General features: G+C 45.7%; 18 protein-coding genes and 1 tRNA gene. All 19 read left to right on the forward strand.

Going from position 1 to position 19,033, the window contains the following annotated elements:
• Nucleotides 1-143 precede the first annotated feature (143 nt).
• Nucleotides 144-1,553 (forward strand): glutamate--ammonia ligase, encoded by a 1,410-nt coding sequence (glnA, locus tag B3S93_RS10805; protein ID WP_292402029.1) that lies wholly within the window; start codon nt 144-146, stop codon nt 1,551-1,553.
• A 96-nt stretch (nt 1,554-1,649) separates the two neighbouring features.
• Nucleotides 1,650-2,282: a DUF4124 domain-containing protein gene (locus B3S93_RS10810; protein WP_292402031.1), complete on the forward strand. Its 633-nt coding sequence runs from the start codon at nt 1,650-1,652 to the stop codon at nt 2,280-2,282.
• A gap of 178 nt (nt 2,283-2,460) precedes the next feature.
• A complete protein-coding gene (gene glnL, locus B3S93_RS10815; RefSeq protein ID WP_292402033.1) occupies nt 2,461-3,534 on the forward strand; it encodes a nitrogen regulation protein NR(II) in 1,074 nt (357 codons plus the stop codon).
• Entirely contained in the window at nt 3,524-4,927 is a 1,404-nt protein-coding gene (gene ntrC, locus B3S93_RS10820) for a nitrogen regulation protein NR(I) (protein WP_292402035.1), read from the forward strand. The genes glnL and ntrC overlap by 11 nt, the downstream gene beginning before the upstream one ends.
• A gap of 54 nt (nt 4,928-4,981) precedes the next feature.
• A tRNA-Met gene (locus B3S93_RS10825) sits at nt 4,982-5,058 on the forward strand.
• Between the two features lie 64 nt (nt 5,059-5,122).
• Entirely contained in the window at nt 5,123-5,596 is a 474-nt protein-coding gene (gene rimP, locus B3S93_RS10830) for a ribosome maturation factor RimP (RefSeq protein WP_292402037.1), read from the forward strand.
• A 75-nt stretch (nt 5,597-5,671) separates the two neighbouring features.
• The gene (gene nusA, locus B3S93_RS10835) at nt 5,672-7,186 is read left to right on the forward strand and encodes a transcription termination factor NusA (protein WP_292748789.1); all 1,515 of its coding nucleotides are present in this window, start codon (nt 5,672-5,674) and stop codon (nt 7,184-7,186) included.
• Nucleotides 7,187-7,189: 3 nt separating this feature from the next.
• Nucleotides 7,190-9,991 carry a translation initiation factor IF-2 gene (gene infB, locus B3S93_RS10840; protein WP_292748792.1) on the forward strand — a complete coding sequence of 934 codons (2,802 nt, stop codon included), beginning with the start codon at nt 7,190-7,192 and terminating at the stop codon, nt 9,989-9,991.
• A complete protein-coding gene (gene rbfA, locus B3S93_RS10845) occupies nt 9,991-10,392 on the forward strand; it encodes a 30S ribosome-binding factor RbfA (RefSeq protein ID WP_014706505.1) in 402 nt (133 codons plus the stop codon). The genes infB and rbfA overlap by 1 nt, the downstream gene beginning before the upstream one ends.
• Before the next feature lie 9 nt (nt 10,393-10,401).
• A complete protein-coding gene (gene truB, locus B3S93_RS10850; RefSeq protein WP_292402043.1) occupies nt 10,402-11,331 on the forward strand; it encodes a tRNA pseudouridine(55) synthase TruB in 930 nt (309 codons plus the stop codon).
• A gap of 129 nt (nt 11,332-11,460) precedes the next feature.
• The gene (gene rpsO, locus B3S93_RS10855) at nt 11,461-11,730 is read left to right on the forward strand and encodes a 30S ribosomal protein S15 (RefSeq protein ID WP_278361242.1); all 270 of its coding nucleotides are present in this window, start codon (nt 11,461-11,463) and stop codon (nt 11,728-11,730) included.
• A 191-nt stretch (nt 11,731-11,921) separates the two neighbouring features.
• Nucleotides 11,922-14,015: a polyribonucleotide nucleotidyltransferase gene (gene pnp / locus B3S93_RS10860; protein ID WP_292402045.1), complete on the forward strand. Its 2,094-nt coding sequence runs from the start codon at nt 11,922-11,924 to the stop codon at nt 14,013-14,015.
• Between the two features lie 61 nt (nt 14,016-14,076).
• On the forward strand, nt 14,077-14,841 hold the full coding sequence (modA, locus tag B3S93_RS10865; RefSeq protein WP_292402047.1) for a molybdate ABC transporter substrate-binding protein: 765 nt from the start codon (nt 14,077-14,079) through the stop codon (nt 14,839-14,841).
• Between the two features lie 3 nt (nt 14,842-14,844).
• Nucleotides 14,845-15,507, forward strand: a complete 663-nt coding sequence (gene modB, locus B3S93_RS10870) for a molybdate ABC transporter permease subunit (protein ID WP_292402049.1) — start codon at nt 14,845-14,847, stop codon at nt 15,505-15,507.
• 1 nt (nt 15,508) lies between these two features.
• On the forward strand, nt 15,509-16,573 hold the full coding sequence (locus B3S93_RS10875) for an ABC transporter ATP-binding protein (RefSeq protein WP_292402050.1): 1,065 nt from the start codon (nt 15,509-15,511) through the stop codon (nt 16,571-16,573).
• 126 nt (nt 16,574-16,699) lie between these two features.
• The gene (locus B3S93_RS10880; RefSeq protein WP_292748797.1) at nt 16,700-17,395 is read left to right on the forward strand and encodes a MotA/TolQ/ExbB proton channel family protein; all 696 of its coding nucleotides are present in this window, start codon (nt 16,700-16,702) and stop codon (nt 17,393-17,395) included.
• The gene (locus tag B3S93_RS10885; RefSeq protein WP_292748800.1) at nt 17,385-17,783 is read left to right on the forward strand and encodes an ExbD/TolR family protein; all 399 of its coding nucleotides are present in this window, start codon (nt 17,385-17,387) and stop codon (nt 17,781-17,783) included. Before B3S93_RS10880 ends, B3S93_RS10885 begins: the two co-directional genes overlap by 11 nt.
• Nucleotides 17,780-18,211, forward strand: a complete 432-nt coding sequence (locus B3S93_RS10890) for an ExbD/TolR family protein (protein WP_292748802.1) — start codon at nt 17,780-17,782, stop codon at nt 18,209-18,211. Before B3S93_RS10885 ends, B3S93_RS10890 begins: the two co-directional genes overlap by 4 nt.
• Nucleotides 18,204-19,025 (forward strand): energy transducer TonB, encoded by an 822-nt coding sequence (locus B3S93_RS10895; RefSeq protein ID WP_292748804.1) that lies wholly within the window; start codon nt 18,204-18,206, stop codon nt 19,023-19,025. The genes B3S93_RS10890 and B3S93_RS10895 overlap by 8 nt, the downstream gene beginning before the upstream one ends.
• Nucleotides 19,026-19,033 lie beyond the last annotated feature (8 nt).

Raw genomic sequence — 19,033 nt, forward strand, 5'->3', positions numbered from 1 at the left:
GCACCAATAGTGATCATTAGTGGCTGGTGTCTGCACTCAAATGGTTGATTTTATGGGGCTGTTGAGTTGGCAAGGTTTGTGCTGTATCAGCAAGTGAGTTTTTTTGCACCAAGGTGTGCAGTTTTTTAATTTGGAGATTATAAATGTCAGTCGAAAATGTGCTTCAGATAATTAAGGACGAGGACGTTAAATTCCTTGATTTCCGTTTCACCGACACGCGTGGTAAAGAGCAACACGTTTCTTACCCAGCGCATTCAATTGATGAAGATACCTTCTCTGAGGGTGTCATGTTTGATGGTTCATCAGTTGCCGGTTGGAAAGGTATTAACGAATCGGACATGATTCTGATGCCGGATGCTTCGACTGCTGTTTTGGATCCGTTTATGGACGATACAACGCTGATCGTTCGTTGCGATATCGTTGAACCGGCTACCATGCAAGGATATGAGCGTGACCCACGCAGTGTGGCGAAACGTGCAGAAGCCTATCTGGCATCTACTGGTTTGGCAGACACGGCTTTCTTTGGTCCTGAACCTGAATTTTTCATCCTTGATGATGTTCGCTGGGGCAGTGATATCTCTGGCTCGTTCTATAAAATCGACTCTGACGAATCTTCCTGGAATACTGAAAAAGTCTTCCCTGACGGTAACAAAGGTCACCGTCCAAGTGTTAAAGGTGGTTATTTTCCAGTACCGCCAGTTGATTCATTGCAAGACATTCGTTCAGCCATGTGTTTAACCATGGAGGAAATGGGTCTGGTAACCGAAGTTCATCACCATGAAGTTGCTACTGCTGGTCAGTGTGAAATTGGTACCAAGTTTAATACGTTGGTAAAAAAAGCCGATGAAGTTCAAATACTGAAATATGTTGTGCATAACGTTGCTCATGCTTACGGTAAAACGGCCACATTCATGCCAAAACCATTGGTAGGTGATAACGGTAGTGGTATGCATGTTCACCAGTCGTTGGCTAAAGATGGCGACAACCTGTTCTCAGGTAACAAATATGGCGGTTTATCAGAAACTGCTTTGTTTTACATCGGTGGCATAATCAAGCACGCTAAAGCATTAAATGCGTTTACAAACCCAGGTACTAACAGCTACAAACGTCTGGTTCCTGGTTTCGAAGCACCTGTTATGTTGGCTTATTCAGCACGTAACCGTAGTGCCTCTATTCGTATTCCTTTTGTCAGTAATCCAAAGGGCCGTCGTATTGAAGTACGTTTTCCTGACCCATCAGCCAACCCATATCTGGCATTCAGTGCAATGATGATGGCGGGTCTGGATGGTATCAAAAACAAAATTCACCCTGGCGATGCGATGGACAAGGATTTATATGACTTGCCACCAGAAGAAGATGCAGCGATTCCAAAAGTATGTCATGCGCTTGATCAAGCATTGGCAGAACTGGACAAAGATCGTGCTTTCTTAACAGAAGGTGGTGTGTTCACTGATGATATGATCGATGGCTATATTGATTTGAAGATGGAAGAAGTCACTCGTCTGCGTATGGAAACGCATCCTGCAGAGTTCGATCTTTACTACAGTCTGTAATTTTTTTGATTGCAGTCACAAAACGCCTCCCATGTGGAGGCGTTTTTTTATGTTTCGCAGTTGCACATTGGTGATGGCTGACCTATATTCATAGGCATGAAATTGATTCTTGTCATGTTGCTTGGTCTTGGCACAGCTGTTGCGGCTGAGGATATCTATCGCTGGGTTGATGACAATGGCAATCAGGTGTATTCAGATCAGCCTGGTGAGAACGCTGAAAAGGTTGAATTACAACAGCCCATGACTTATTCACCAGTACAAATCCCTGAAGAAACGGCCTCCGCTAGCGTTGAAGAACAGGAAAGTGCTGATGAGCCTGAAGCTGCCCCAAATTATAAGGTAGCTATTGTTGCGCCCGAAGATGAAGCCGGGATTCGTGTTAATAACGGCAATGTAACAGTCAATCTACAAGTGTTTCCAGCATTAAATTCTGCACGTGGCGATTTGATTCAGTTATACCTCGATGGCTTACCGGCAGGCATGCCAATGCCTCAACTGAGTTTTATGCTGGAAAATCTGGACAGGGGAACACATACCTTGTCAGCAAATGTACTGAACGCTTCCGGGGAAGTTTTAGCTCAAAGTGAAACGATTACCTTTTATTTACAACGCACCAGTTTACAACAACCAGGCCGTCAAAATGGTCAACCAAGTCCCGGACCCGGTGCACCCAGTATTCCCGGCTTTCCAACTACTCCCGGTATCCCGACCTTTCCTCAAACACCTTAGATAGTCGCACCAAAATGATGCGTGCAATAGTGTAATTACACTTTTCATACTGCTTGAAGTGGTTGGTTTATTTAAACTCTTCCATACTCAACTATATTATTACCATTGGAATCATAATCTTAAATATGATGTGACATTTGGTGCTTACAAATGGAGCGTTTTTTGCAGATGGCAGGCCATGAACTTAAATGACAAACTGATTAATGTTGAACAGTTTTCCAGCGATGATGTACTGGAGAGTTTAACGACTGCGATATTAGTACTCGACACGAATTTACGGGTTTGTTACATCAATACTTCAACTGAAGTCATGTTTGAAATTAGCCAACGTCAGGCTGAACATATTCCCTTTCAGACTTTGTTACCGGGTGAAACACATCTGTTGAATTCATTACGCCGGGTTATCAGTAATGGACAGGCGCTAATAGAACGTGAAATTCAGTTATTTCTGCCTGCTGCAGGCGAAATAGTAGTGGATTGTTCAATCAAAATGCTGGACGTTGCTGAGCCCCATCTCCTGGTAGAGTTGGCGCAGCTGGATTATCAACAGCGCGTCAATCGTGATGAAAATTTACATACCCAGCAACAGGTAGTTCGTGGTCTGGCGCACGAAATTAAAAATCCCCTGGGAGGGTTGAGAGGAGCTGCACAGTTATTGGAACGTCAGCTGGATTCGGATGATTTGAAAGAATATACCCGAATTATCATTAATGAAGCTGACCGGTTGCAAAACCTGATGACTCGAATGCTGGGCCCTTATCAGCAATCCGAAAAGCAGTTTTTGAATATTCATGAGGTTTTACAGCGGGTTCGCCAGCTGGTTGATATTGAAGTCGACGAGCGGCTTCAGTTTATAGCTGACTATGATCCCAGTATCCCGGATTTACACGCTGATTTTGATCAGTTGATCCAGATTATTTTAAATATTGTGCGTAATGCAGTACAGGCAATGCATGGCATCGGCATTATTCGGCTGAAAACTCGCATTCAACGTAATCTGACCATTGAAAAACGTTTTTATAAATTAGGCGTGCTGATTGAAATCGAAGATAACGGCCCGGGTATACCAAAACAATTACATGACAGTTTGTTCTATCCCCTGGTGACTGGACGAGCCGATGGCACCGGACTGGGGTTGTATCTGGTACAAAATCTGGTGCAGCGAAATGCTGGCACAGTCAGTTGTATCAGCCATGCAGGCCAAACCATATTTTCAATTATTTTTCCCCTGGAGTTAAACCGTGAGCGCTAAAGCAATAGCATGGATTGTTGATGATGACCGATCGATTCGATGGGTATTACAAAAGGCATTGGAAGCCGTAGATATCACTGTCAAAGCCTTTGAGAGTGGTGATCTGGTTTTGGAGCAATTAAAACGAGGTACAGATACCCCGCCAGATGTGCTGGTCAGCGATATCCGCATGCCAGGCCTGGATGGGCTGCAACTACTGGCAGAAATTCAGCGAAAGCAACCTGATCTGCCGGTCATTATCATGACCGCTTATTCGGATCTGGACAGTGCTGTATCTGTATACGAAGGTGGTGCTTTTGAATACCTGCCAAAACCCTTTGATGTTGATGAAGCGGTTGATTTAGTACAGCGAGCGATTACCCACCACCATCAACAGCACAGTAATCCTGCTGGCGAAATGAATATTGGCAGTGAAATTATTGGTGAAGCACCCGCCATGCAGGAAGTGTTTCGTGCCATTGGACGGCTCGCACGTTCCAATATCACTGTATTAATTAATGGTGAGTCGGGCACTGGTAAAGAACTGGTCGCCCATGCTTTACACAAACATAGTCCGCGCAGGCAAAACCCGTTTATTGCCCTGAATATGGCTGCTATTCCCAGAGAATTGCTGGAGTCTGAATTATTTGGTCATGAAAAGGGCGCTTTTACCGGCGCACATGTACAACGTAAGGGACGTTTTGAGCAGGCGGATGGTGGCACCTTATTTCTGGATGAAATCGGTGATATGCCGTTGGAACTTCAAACACGCCTTTTAAGAGTCTTATCAGACGGCGAGTTTTTCCGTGTTGGTGGGCATAGTGCTGTAAAAGCAGATGTGAGAATTATTGCTGCAACGCATCAGAATCTGGAACAGCAGGTTGAGCGTGGCGATTTCCGTGAGGATTTGTTTCACCGTTTAAATGTTATTCGTATTCATATTCCTTCCTTGCGTGAACGTCGGGAAGACATTCCGGCGTTGGTAGCCTACTTTCTCAACAAAGCGGCACGCGAGCTTAATATGGGAGTGAAAAGTGTCTCACCTGAAGTAGAACGTTATTTATCGCAATTACCCTGGCCCGGCAACGTAAGACAATTAGAGAATACTTCTCGCTGGCTTACTGTGATGTCTCCGGGGCAGGTTGTGCAAATGGATGATTTGCCATTGGAGCTGACAGCTGACGGTGGTGTGGAAACAGCTCGTAGCGGTGGTGACTGGCAACAAATGTTTCGCCAGTGGGCTGCAAACAAGGCGCTGAGCGGACAGGAAGGCGTGTTGGCCGATGTTGTGCCGATGATAGAACACCTGCTAATGGAGGTTGCTTTAGAGAAAACAGCCGGCAAACGTCAAGAAGCCGCAAAATTATTGGGCTGGGGCCGAAATACACTTACCCGTAAACTGAAAGAGAATTGATAATCGGGCTTGCTAGCATGTAGGGCTTTGTGTATAGTATGCGACTTAGTCAGGTGCGGGGTGGAGCAGCCTGGTAGCTCGTCGGGCTCATAACCCGAAGGTCGTTGGTTCAAATCCAGCCCCCGCTACCAATAATAATGTTAAGACAGGACCCCTGATTGGGGTTTTTGTTTTTGTGGAGTTAAAATTGGGCCGATGGCCCTTTTTTTTTATTTGTTGCCTATGGCCGTATCTGATCAGATTGAAAAATTAATTGAAGCGCCGATTGAATCGCTGGGGTACCAGCTGGTCGGTGTGGAATACATTCAGGGTGGACAAAATCCACTCCTAAGAATCTATATTGATGCAGATCAAGGTATTGGTATTGAAGACTGTGAACGTGTCAGTCATCAGGTCAGCGGCATTCTCGATGTCGAAGACCCCATCAAAAAAGCCTATTCACTGGAAATTTCCTCACCCGGATTCGATCGTCCCTTATTTAAGGAACGTGATTTCATCCGTTTTACTGGTTCCTCAGCAAAAATTACCACTAAATTACCAGTGGAAGGCAGACGGAATTTTACCGGTGTGTTGCAGGGCTTTGAGAATGGTGAAGTATTAATTGAAGTGGATGGTGAGGTGTACGCCTTACCATTGGCAAAGTTGGCTAAAGCGCGACTGGTTGCCTGAAAAAGCGTACTATTTGCTGTTAATGAAAAAACTTAGTTTTGGATCAATTGCTTGCATCGATCCACTGGGGGCGTGATGAATAATAAAGAAATTTTGCTGGTTGTTGATGCCATGTCTAATGAAAAAGGCGTGGGTAAAGAAGTTATATTTCAGGCGATCGAAGCGGCGTTGGCCATGGCCACCCGTAAACGTTATGAAATGGAAATAGATGCCCATGTTGCGATTGATCGCCAGACTGGCAACTATGAAACTTTCCGTCAGTGGTTAATTGTCGATGATAACGACGAAAACTTCGAATCTTCAGAGTTGCAAATCAAATTGTCTGATGCGCTGGCCAAACAGTCAGATGCCAAAGTAGGCGATTACATTCGTGAGCCAATGGAATCGGTTGAATTTGGTCGAATTGCTGCTCAAACAGCCAAACAGGTTATCGTTCAAAAAGTACGCGAAGCAGAACGCGCTCAAGTTGTTGATATGTATCGCGAGAAAGTCGGCCAGATGATTCATGGCACGGTTAAACGTGTTGAACGCGGCAACGTGACTTTGGATCTCGGCGGAAATGCTGAGGCTCTTCTGCCTCGTGAAGAAATGATTCCACGTGAGAATTTCCGTAGCGGTGATCGAATCCGTGGTTATTTGAAAGAAATTCGTTCTGAAGCGCGCGGGCCACAATTAGTCGTCAGTCGTGTCGCGCCAGAATTACTGATTGAACTGTTCAGTCTTGAAGTCCCGGAAATCGGCGATGGCATGATTGAAATCAAAGGTGCAGCAAGGGATCCTGGTTTACGAGCCAAAATTGCGGTTTTAGCACATGAGCCACGAATTGATCCGGTGGGTGCCTGTGTCGGGATGCGTGGATCACGTGTTCAGGCAGTCACTAATGAATTAGCCGGTGAGCGCGTCGACATTATCCTGTGGGATGAAGAGCCGGCACGATTTGCCATTAACGCCATGGCACCGGCAGAAGTACTATCTATTGTTGTTGATGAAGACGCTCACAGCATGGATATTGCTGTTGAAGACGGCCAGCTGTCACAGGCAATCGGTCGTGGTGGTCAGAATGTACGGCTTGCCAGCCAGTTAACCGGTTGGGAGTTGAATGTTATGTCGGCTTCTGATGCTGACCAAAAGGCCGAAACCGAAATCAGTTCATTGATTCAGACATTTATGGCAGATTTGGACGTTGATGAAGACGTTGCATTGATTCTGGCTCAGGAAGGTTTTTCTTCACTTGAAGAAGTTGCCTATGTGCCGGAACAGGAAATGCTTGATATTGAAGAATTTGATACTGATATAGTTAATGAATTACGTTCACGTGCCAGAGACGTACTGCTGACACGCGCCATTGCCAGTGAAGAGCAAATTGAAAGCGCATCTCCTGCTGAGACAATCCAGGATTTGCCCGGTATGACCGCTGAATTAGCTGCTAAGTTAACCAGTCAGGGTGTTATCACTATTGATGACCTTGCAGATCAGTCCGTGGATGAATTGGTTGAGGCGGGTGGCATTGATGAAAAACAAGCTGCCGCATTTATCATGAAAGCACGTGAGTCATGGTTTGCAGACGAACAAACAGAAACAGGGGAGTAACCAATGAGTGACATGAAGGTTAAGGACCTGGCCGACACTGTCGGTATCACACCTGAACGTTTAGTTGATCAGCTTAATGAGGCCGGTATTAAAGTCTCAAAGCCGGATGATCTGATTACGGAAGACCAAAAGCAAAGTCTGTTGCAGTTTTTACAGCAAAGACATGGCAAATCAGCCAGTGAAAACGATGCATCACCTAAAAAAATCACACTGAAACGTAAATCAGTCAGTGAAATTAAATTAGGTGGAGGCACATCTCGTCAAGCCGGTAAAAGTGTCAGTGTTGAAGTTCGTAAAAAACGCACTTTTGTCAAACGGTCTGATGCCGAACCTACAACTGCCAGTGCGCCTGCTGAAGAACCGGTAATTGCATCTCAAGCACAGGTACACGCCGAAGAAGTTGCCCGTCAGGAACAGCTTCGACAGCAGGAAATAGCACGCAAACAGCAAGAACAAACCAGCCTGCAGAAAGAAGAGTCTGAACGTGAAGCTGCAGCAGTTGCCGCAGCAATCGAAGCTGAAAGGCTGGCAGATGAAGAGGCACGTTTAGCTGCAGAAGAAGAGCAAAAGGCACTCGCCGAAGAAGCGAAACTCAAAGAAGAAAAAAAATCTGTCGCTGCAAAAAAACAAGCGGCAAAACCGGAATTGACGGCTTCTCAATTAGCACATAAAAAGCTGGAAGAAGCCGATGCCAAGCGTCGTGCTGCCAACCTTGCCCGTATCGAAGCTGAAAAAGCGCTTGAAGCGCGGAAAAAGGCTCGTGAAGAAGAGGAAGCCTTAGAAAAGGCCAAGGAAGAGGCGCGTCTTGCAGCCGCGGAAGCACAAGCCAAAGAACAGAAACCGGATCGTAAAGAAGCCGATGCAAAACACGTTGCGAATAAAGATAAACCCGCACGTCGTGGCCGTTTCCAACGTGATGATGAATTTGAACGTAAAGAACTTCATGTCAGCGAAGGCAAAGGTCGCCGCAAGAAGAAAAAAGGTGTCTCACAAAAAACGGCGACTGTTGAAACCACAACAGAACATGGTTTTTCCCGTCCAACCGCTCCGGTAGTTCGTGAAGTCAGTGTTCCCGATACCATTTCAGTTTCTGACTTAGCGCAGCGTATGTCTGTTAAAGCGGCCGAAGTAATCAAAGCGTTGATGGGTATGGGCACAATGGCCACTATCAATCAGGTCCTGGATCAGGATACCGCTGTTATTCTGGTTGAAGAAATGGGCCATGTTGCCAAGCCGGTTCAGGAAAACGAAGTTGAACAAGCCCTGGAAGCATCTATTGAAGTGACCGGCGAAGCGGTTCCAAGAGCACCTGTTGTTACTGTAATGGGCCATGTTGACCATGGTAAAACCTCTTTACTGGATTATATCCGTCGGACCAAGGTTACATCAGGCGAAGCGGGTGGTATTACCCAGCATATCGGTGCCTATAAAGTAGAAACCAGCCGTGGTGAAGTGACCTTTTTGGATACACCGGGCCATGCTGCGTTTACCGAAATGCGTTCACGCGGTGCCAAGGTTACCGATATCGTAGTATTGGTGGTCGCTGCAGATGATGGTGTTATGCCGCAAACAATTGAGGCTGTTCAGCACGCTAAAGCTGCCGGCTCAACGCTGATTGTTGCCGTAAACAAAATGGATAAACCAGATGCCACTCCAGATCGGGTTAAACAGGAATTAACGAATCATGAAGTCGTCCCTGAAGATTGGGGTGGTGATGTTCAGTTTGTACCGGTTTCAGCTCTGACGGGGCTTGGTGTTGATGAGTTACTTGATGCGATTTCACTGCAAGCGGAAGTGATGGAATTGACCGCACCGGTTAAAGGTCCTGCTCACGGTACTGTTGTTGAATCACGTCTCGATAAAGGACGTGGTACGGTGGTAACTGTTCTGGTCCAACGTGGTACGTTGAGAAAAGGTGACATTGTCGTTGTTGGCCAGGAATTTGGTCGCGTTCGCGCCTTGTTCAATGAAAATGGTCAGGCAATGGATGAAGCCGGTCCTTCAACCCCCGTTGAATTACTGGGTCTGTCAGGTACGCCAGCATCAGGTGACGAATTGCAGGTAGCTCCGGACGATCGCACGGCAAGAGAGATTGCCAGCTTCCGTCAGACCAAAGCGCGTGAAATGAAAATGGCCCAGCAGCAGGCAGCCAAGTTGGATGATATGTTCAACAAAATGGAAGCCGGCGATCTGAAAACGCTGAATGTGGTCATCAAAGGTGACGTTCATGGTTCAGTTGAAGCGGTTAGCCAGGGTCTGCAGAAGTTGTCGACCGATATGGTTCAGGTCCGGGTTGTTGGTTCAGGTGTTGGTGGTATTAATGAAACCGACGCACAACTTGCTGCTGCTTCTGATGCCATCTTGATCGGCTTTAATGTTCGTGCAGACAACACAGCACGTAAAGTGATTGCCGAAAAAGGTCTGGATGTTCAATACTTCAGTATCATTTATGATTTGCTGGATGTGGTTACCAAAGCGATGACCGGGATGCTGGAACCCGTCTACAAAGACGAAATCATTGGTTTGGCTCGTGTTGATGATGTATTCAGCTCACCGAAATTCGGCGACATTGCCGGTTGTCTGGTGCTGGAAGGCAGTGTTAAACGTAACAATCCAATTCGTGTTCTACGTGATAACGTTGTTATCTATGAAGGTGAACTGGAATCGCTGCGTCGTTTCAAAGATGATGTTAACGAAGTGAATGCCGGTACCGAATGTGGTATTGGTGTGAAAAACTATAAAGACGTTAAACCGGGCGATCAAATTGAAGTATTTGAACGTGTATTAATGAAACCGAGTCTTTAATGGCAAGAGAATTTAGTCGCACAAATCGAATCAGCGAGGTCATGATGCGTGAATTGGCTTTGCTGATTCAGCATGATCTGGCCGATCCGCGCGTCAGTATGGTCACGGTGTCACATGTTGATGTGACATCTGATCTGAAATATGCGCGTATTTATGTCACTCGACTTAGTGGGTTTGATTCAGAAGAAGCCGCTAAAGAATGTCTGGCTGGTTTGAATAATGCCGCTGGCTTCTTACGTAGGGCGCTGGCCAAACGCGTGAAGTTACGCATCATGCCTGAACTGCAGTTTCGTTATGACACGACTTTGGAGCATGGCTTTTACATGGATGAGCTGATCTCCAAAGCTAATGCCGATATCAAAGACGAACAGGATCCTGATCCCGAAACTGATAAAGATTGAGTTTCGCCAATGGCAAAACGCAATAAAAAAGGTCGCGATATCACTGGTATCGTGATTATCGACAAGCCAACCGGATTAAGCTCAAATCACGTTTTGCAATGCGTTAAACGATTATTTAATGCAAACAAGGCAGGACATACCGGCAGTCTCGACCCCTTAGCCACCGGGGTATTACCAGTCTGCCTGGGCGAAGCGACCAAACTTTCCACATATTTACTGGATGCTGACAAACAATACCAAGTGCGTTGTCAGTTGGGCATTCTTACCGATAGCGGTGATAGCGATGGCGAGGTAATAGCACAACAAGCCATTCCAGAATATTCCCCTCAACAGCTGCAACAGGTTTTGCTGAATTTTGTCGGAGAGCAACAACAGATCCCGCCTATGTTTTCTGCGTTAAAACATCAGGGCCAGCCATTATATAAATTGGCACGACAGGGTATTGAAATTGAACGAAAGTCACGCCTTATTACCATCTACAGTATTGAATTACTGGCGTGCGATGTCGAGAGTTTTACCTTGCAGGTTGCCTGTAGCAAAGGAACCTATATTCGTACTCTGGTGCAGGATATTGCTGCCGCTTTAGGCAGCTGCGGACATGTCACAATGCTGAGACGTACTGATGCGGCAGGCTATGATTTAACTCAGGCATTAAGTCTGGAAGCATTAGGGGAGTTGGCCGAGCAGCAGGGATTGGCAGGACTTGATAGTCAGTTACTTCCAGCCCATGAAGCTTTGCCGGACTGGCCCCATATCAAACTGGATTCGGCAATGTCTGATGATATGCGATACGGTCGGGCAGTCAAAACTGATATTCATGGACAAAGCGCAAAAGTCCGGTTATTTGATTATCAGGATCAATTTATCGGTCTGGGGGAATTGGCCCTGGACGGCACAGTTTCAGCAAAACGTTTGTTTGTTACCGGTGATACGGTTTAACTCGCTTGTGAATAGCGGATAAAACCGGTAAAATTCGCCACTCTTAAAAGGTTGGGTAATTCGGTTTAACTGGCTGGATTATTTCAGAATTTAACTCATAGCCAAAGGCTATAAAAAGTTGGAGTTTTTATGTCAATTACTGCAGAACAAAAGCAAGAAATCATTAAAAAATACGGTCGTACAGAAGGCGATACCGGCTCAGCTGAAGTTCAGGTAGCGTTGCTGACAGCACGTATTACAAATCTTTCAGACCATTTTAAAACTAACATTCATGATCATCACTCACGTCAAGGTTTGTTAAAAATGGTTAGTGGTCGTCGTAAAATGCTCGATTACCTGAAAAAAACGGATATTAACCGTTACCGTGATTTAATTGCTGACTTAGGTCTGCGTCGCTAAATTACTCGACGTGGTCTGTAAAACATCTCATCGAGCCTCCGCCAATATCATTGGCATTAGGCTGGTGCGTTGATTGATATGCCCCTGAAATCCCCCGCGGTTTCAGGGGCATATTCATTTATGCGTTTATCGTTTTTTAAATCAGTCATGAAAAGGTTCATGGCTGATGTAGTCAAGAGAAGGAAATACTAGTGAATTCAGTAAAAAAGACAGTTCAGTTCGGTGAGCACATTCTCAGCCTGGAAACCGGAAAGATCGCCCGTCAGGCCGGTGGCTCCATTATTGCCAGTCTGGGTGAGACATCAGTGCTTGTAACTGTAGTCGGAAAGAAGAATGTAAATCCTGGCCAGGATTTCTTTCCGTTAACCGTAAATTATCAAGAACGTACTTATGCTGCAGGTAAAATACCGGGTGGTTTCTTCAAACGTGAAGGCCGTCCTTCCGAGAAAGAAACACTGACCTCCCGTCTGATCGATCGTCCACTGCGTCCATTGTTTCCTAAAGGTTTCATTAACGAAGTACAGGTTATTGCCACCGTAATGGCATTGGATCCTGAAATCGATCCTGATATCCCGGCAATGATTGGTGCTTCTGCTGCCCTGGCTATTTCCGGCATCCCGTTTAATGGCCCATTAGGTGCTGCCCGGGTGGGCTATGTTGATGGTAACTACATCCTCAACCCATCCAAAAAACAATTAGCGACCAGTTCACTGGACTTGGTTGTTGCCGGTACTGAAAGTGCTGTATTGATGGTGGAATCCGAAGCATCTGAATTGCCTGAAGAGGTGATGTTAGGTTCTGTCATGTATGGTCATCAGCAAATACAGACAGCGATCAAACTGATTGATGAATTGAAAGCAGAAACCGCTAAAACAGCCTGGGATTGGACTGCTCCGGAAAAAGATGATCGTTTGTATAACGCTGTTAAAGATCAAGCGTTTGAAGGTATTAAAAATGCCTATGCCATCAGTGACAAAATGCAGCGTCAGGATCAACTGGCTGAAATTCGCCAGGCAGCAGTTGCTGAATTAGTCAGTGAAGATGGCGAATGGTCTGAAGATGACGTAAAAGGCGTGTTTGGCAAACTGGAAAAAGAACTGGTTCGTGGCCGCATTATTGCCGGTGAACCACGTATCGATGGTCGTGATACCAAAACGGTACGTCCAGTTTTTGTTGAAACCACTGTACTACCGCGTGTTCATGGTTCTGCATTGTTCACCCGTGGTGAAACTCAGGCTATTGTTGTGGCAACTTTGGGTGCTGAACGTGATGCACAGATGATTGATGCTGTTGAAGGTGAATACCGTGACCGCTTCATGCTGCATTACAACTTTCCGCCATTCTGTGTCGGTGAAACCGGTTTTGTCGGCTCACCAAAACGCCGTGAAATCGGCCATGGTAAATTGGCTAAACGCGGTATTCAGGCTGTTATGCCATCCGCTGAAGAGTTCCCATATGTGGTTCGTGTGGTTTCTGAAATCACCGAGTCCAATGGTTCAAGTTCAATGGCGTCTGTGTGTGGTACCTCATTGGCATTAATGGATGCCGGTGTACCAATTAAAGCACCAGTAGCCGGTATTGCGATGGGTCTGATTAAAGAAGCGGATGGTTACGCCGTATTGACTGATATTCTGGGTGATGAAGATCACCTGGGTGATATGGACTTTAAAGTCGCCGGTACCGAGAAAGGTGTTACCGCACTGCAAATGGATATCAAGATTGAAGGTATCAACGAAGAAATCATGCGTACTGCACTGGCACAAGCCCGTGATGGTCGTCTGCATATTCTGGAAAAAATGAATGCAGTGATTTCAACGCACCGTAAGGAAATGTCTGAATTTGCTCCACGTATTATCACTGTGAAAATTCATGCGGATAAAATCCGTGATGTGATCGGTAAAGGTGGTGCAACTATTCGGGCAATCACCGAAGAAACCGGTGCGACCATTGATATTCAGGATGATGGCACCGTGATGATTTTCTCTTCAGATTTCAATGCCGGTCAGGATGCTCTGCACCGTATTGAGCAAATCACTGCAGAAGTTGAAGTCGGCAAGGTCTATCAGGGCCGTGTTGCCAAGCTGATGGATTTCGGTGCGTTTGTTACTATTCTGCCGGGTAAAGATGGTCTGGTACATATTTCACAAATCTCTGATGAGCGTGTGGAAAATGTCAGCGATAAACTTTCTGAAGGTGACATGATTGACGTTAAGGTACTGGAAGTTGATCGCCAGGGCCGTATTCGTCTGAGCATGAAAGCTGTTAACGAAGTTACTGCAGACTAACGCAGTCAGTTAAGTTAGACTTAAAAGCCCCGCACTGCGGGGCTTTTTTTTGGAATGAATAATGCGAAACAAGTTCATTAAAACCTTTTTGGCTATGTTGCTGCTAGTCTCCATGGGGGCGAGCGCAGATACACTCAGAGTGGCCGCGGCTGCCAATTTGCGGTTTGTTTTACCTGAATTGATACGTGAATATGAACACTCTTCTCACCATAAGATTAATGTAACTTACGGCGCGTCAGGAAATCTGGCGACACAGATAATTCATGGTGCGCCTTATGATGTATTTTTTTCAGCAAATCCGTTGTTTATTGATATTTTAATGGAACAGCAGAAACATCGTGGGCAACGTATCAACTATGCGCACAGTGAAATAGTGTTATTTGCTAATCAGTACTCATCATTAAACCTGGATAATCAGCTTCAAGGTCTAAAACAGGCTATTGAACAGAATCAGCTGGAAAAATTTGCGATTGCCAATCCTAAACATGCGCCATACGGCAAACTCGCACAACACCTGTTGATGGAAGCGGATATTTGGCAGACGATTCAACCACAGCTGTTACTGGCAGAAAGTGCTTCACAGACGCTGCAGTTTGCTCTGACCAGTAATGTCGATGCAGCCATATTGCCGTATCCGTATATGACTCAGGAGAAAATCAAACAGCAGGGGCGTTATATTAAATTACCTGGTGAGTTGTCCCAACAGCTGATCATCACCAAAGATGCGTCATTGCTTGCTGAACCGTTTATTAAGTTCATTACCAGCGAAGCGGCCGGCAAAATTTTTATCAAACATGGTTATCTTCCCATTACCGGGAATCCCTGAACGATGGATTGGCAGGCCCTTGAAGTATCAATGAAGCTGGCGCTAGCCACTAGCTTGAGTCTGTTACCAATAGGGTTGATATTGGCTTACAGCCTGGCCAGAGGCAGGTTTCGCGGGAAATATCTGGCTGAAGCATTGATTACCTTACCATTAGTCCTGCCACCGACCGTATTGGGCTATTTCCTGTTAGTGGGAATGGATAGTAACAGTGCGGCAGGAAAACTTTTTTATAGCATTACCGGCGACAATCTTGCCTTTTCGTTTAGCGGATTGTGGTTTGCTTCGATAATTTACAGTTTACCGTTTGCTGTACAGCCAATGCTCAGAGCGCTGGAAAATATTGCTCCTGAATTACGTGAAGCAGCATGGTGTAGTGGATTATCTCGCTGGAAAACCTTTATCAAAATTGAATTACCATTAGCCTGGCCAGGGATTTTAACCGGATTGATTCTGAGTTTTTGTCATACGCTGGGCGAATTTGGCGTGGTGTTGATGATAGGTGGCAATATAGCCGGGGAGACTCGAACCCTGTCGATTGCAATTTATGACAGTGTGTTGGCATTTGATCAGCAACAGGCCATGCAGATGTCATTAATCTTACTGGCAATTGCTGTTATAACGGTCACGGCAATTTACCGATTTAACCACCGATTAATGCGGGTCTAGTATGCTTGAAGCCACCATTAAGCAGCAACAGCCAATTCCACTGGAAGTACAACTAGAATGTGCCGCCGGAGAAATGCTGGCGTTAGTTGGACCTTCCGGTTCGGGCAAGACTACGGTGCTACGTTGTATAGCAGGTTTACATAAACCCCAACAAGGACTTATCCGCTCTCAAACTATCTGGTTTGATAGCAACCATGAACTTAACTACTCGCCACAACAGCGACGTGTGGGCATGGTGTTTCAAAATTATGCGTTATTTCCACATTTGACCGTTATGCAGAATATTTTGCTGGCCATGCAAACGCCTCAGGAACATAAGGTAAGAGCGCTGCTGGAACAGGTGCATTTACGTGGATTGGAATCTCGTTTTCCTTCACAGTTATCCGGTGGACAGCAACAGCGAGTGGCATTAGCCAGAGCTTTGGCACGCGATCCGGAAGTTTTATTACTGGATGAGCCGTTTTCGGCAGTTGATAAAGTTACCCGTCGCAAACTCTATCTGGAGTTACATGCTTTACGTCGGCAATTATCGATGCCGATTATTCTGGTGACACATGATCTGGATGAAGCAGCGATGCTGGCCGATCAGATGTGTGTCATTCATCAGGGAAAAACCCTGCAGCAGGGTACGGTTGAAGATGTATTGAATCGGCCACAAAGCCTGAATGTGGCCAGATTGACCGATGCCCGTAATGTGTTTGAAGGGAAAATAGTGCTGGTCGAAGGTCAGAAAAAACTGCAATGGTGTGAGCAGTTGCTGGAGATAGCCGATACCGATTTCGCTGTGGGCAGCAACGTTTATTGGATTATTGCACCGAGTAAAATTCTGCTACATCAACGTCGTCGTCCTTCCCGGGGTGAGCAGGAGAATCCGGTGCAGGCAATAATTGACGATATGATTACCTTGCGCGGCATTACCACCGTGTTGCTGAAAGTTACCGGACACAACCCGCTGTTGATACAGATGGATATTCCTGAGCATGTGGTAGAACGCAATCATTTACAACGTGGTGAACATATCGGACTGTCATTACTGCGGAATGCTATCCATTTGATACAACAGTAAAAATATCGCGCCGGGTCGAAGATTTCTTTGCAAAGCTTAATGATAACTATTATCATTAATGCTGTTTTAATCAAAGGAACTTGTCGATGTTGGTAACTGCTATGACTTCTGTCAGGGGTCTGCTGCGTGATAAATGAGGTTGAAACACCATCTTTCTTGAAGTTGTTGCAGCAATTACTGGAAATTGGTGGCCCCGTTGTCTGGATTTTATTGGGGTTTTCGGTCATCGCGGTCAGCATTGTGTTAATCAAAATCTGGCAAATAATGTTGTTATCGCCAGAATCTACGACAACGGCCAAAAAAGCCATTTTGCTGTGGAAACAAAATGAACCGGAACAGGCACTCTCGCTGCTGAAAATCTCCAAGCCACTGGATGAACTACTGGCACTTAGTATGGAAGGTCTTAGACAGGGCGAAATTCCTAAGGAACTGCTGAAAGAAGAGCTACAGCGTGTTGCCAGCTTACGTATCAATCAACTACGCAGTTATCTGCGACCGCTGGAAGTGATTGCCAGTTTGAGTCCGTTATTAGGGTTGTTCGGAACTGTGCTCGGCATGATCCTGGCATTTCAGCAGATGGAACTGGCAGGCAGTCAGATCGATCCTTCGGTACTTTCCGGAGGTATCTGGCAGGCATTATTGACTACTGCAGTGGGGCTTGGAGTGGCGATACCAGCTGTTGTTGCCCATAACTGGCTTGAACGTAAAACGGAACGGGTTGCCGTTTTGATTAATGATGGGGTCACACAGGTTTTTACCCATGCACCATTGATAAACACCTCAACAACAAAACCCGCTAACCACTATAAAAATGTTGCTTGAACAACCTCTGGCTGCAAAACGTCGGTTAATTAGCCTGACACCTTTGATTGATGTGGTCTTCATCCTGTTACTGTTTTTTATGCTGTCTTCAGGATTTACCCATTGGCGGCAGCTGGATATTACAGCGGCCAGCGAATCCTACGATACCGATAAAATACGTAATCAGCACGCTCTGCTGTTAACGGCCGCTGGCGAGTATGAATACGATAATCGACGTTATCCTGTATCAGAGCTCACACCAATAAAACAGCAACTTGCTAAAGATCCTCCCGGGATTTTTGTTGTATCAGTTGCTGAAGCTGTGACCACGCAGCAAATGATTGATTTTATCGATCAGTTAAAAGCCATTGGAATCGACAAAGTCAGTTTGGCAGGGTTAGCCCTATGACCCTTATCCCCATCCGAAGAGCCCCAGGCCATCAGCTTGATGACAATATGATCCCATTGATTAACATTGTGTTCCTGATGTTGATTTTTTTTATGATCGCGGGTCAATTAAGCAGCAGTGAACTGCTGAAAATCCAACCCCCAACATCTCAGCAGCAATCAGCCCTGCAAGAACACGATGCCATTTTGTTCGTGTCAGCTAAAGGCCCGTTGGCGATGGATGATGTTTTTTTGGAAGCCAGCGCTTTAACCAAAATATTGAAACAGAAAATATCCAAAACTAACGATATCCAGTCTTTTAAATTACTGGTGAAAGCCGATGCATCCGTGCCCGCCAGTGAGTTAACGGATTTACTTAAACAAGTACGTGCGGCCGGTGTATTGAAAGTTTCTTTGGCTACTCAAACTCAGTCCAGGCGAAATGATTAAATTTCGTTACTGGTTTCTGGCTATTTTAAGTGCCATGTCAATCCATGTGTTTGCATTTGGCATATATACGATTAAATACCCTCACCAGCTGCAACCTGTTGCGCCGGTTGATGAAGTCGGTATTGAAATTGATATCAGCATGCTTGAACCCACCACCATGGAAAAACAACAGGCCACGGCGGTAGCTGAAAAAAAGACAGATATTAGGGAAGAATCGGCAATTAGCCAGGTACAGGAACCTGATACTGCTTCCGTTTCAATGGAACACAAAACCAGTAGAACAGAAGTGGTAAAACCATTACAGCAAACGGAAATAAAAAAGGCGGTCAATTCTGCGCCACCAGAGGATAAACTTGAACTCAAGCAGAATACCTCAGAAATCCTTGCCGCCACCTCTGAACCGGCTCAAATAAATACAGCAAATTCTGAAAAACAGCTGGAGAAAACGCAAATTGCCGATCTGGGCGAATCTGCCGAGAGCAGTTCGATATCAAGTCAGGCTGATTCTGCATTGCAACAAGCCGCACAACAGACCTATTTCAATTTGCTGGCCAGAACGCTGGCAGAACAAAAACGTTATCCCGGTATTTCCAGACGGCGCGGTGAACAGGGCGTAGTACAGTTATTTTTTATTGTCACCCGCAATGGTCACATTAGTGAATCACGTATTGAGGCCAGTTCGGGATATCAGCGGCTGGATCGGGCGGTGTTGGAAATGTTGGAAAAAGCCCAGCCGTTACCGGCTTTTCCAGATGAGATGTCACAGCAGCAACTGGAAGTGAAAGTGCCGATCGCATTTGAATTAAGCAGTTGACGTGAATC

Origin of the sequence: Methylophaga sp. UBA3613, assembly GCF_002375415.1 — a bacterium.
Lineage (GTDB): Bacteria > Pseudomonadota > Gammaproteobacteria > Nitrosococcales > Methylophagaceae > Methylophaga.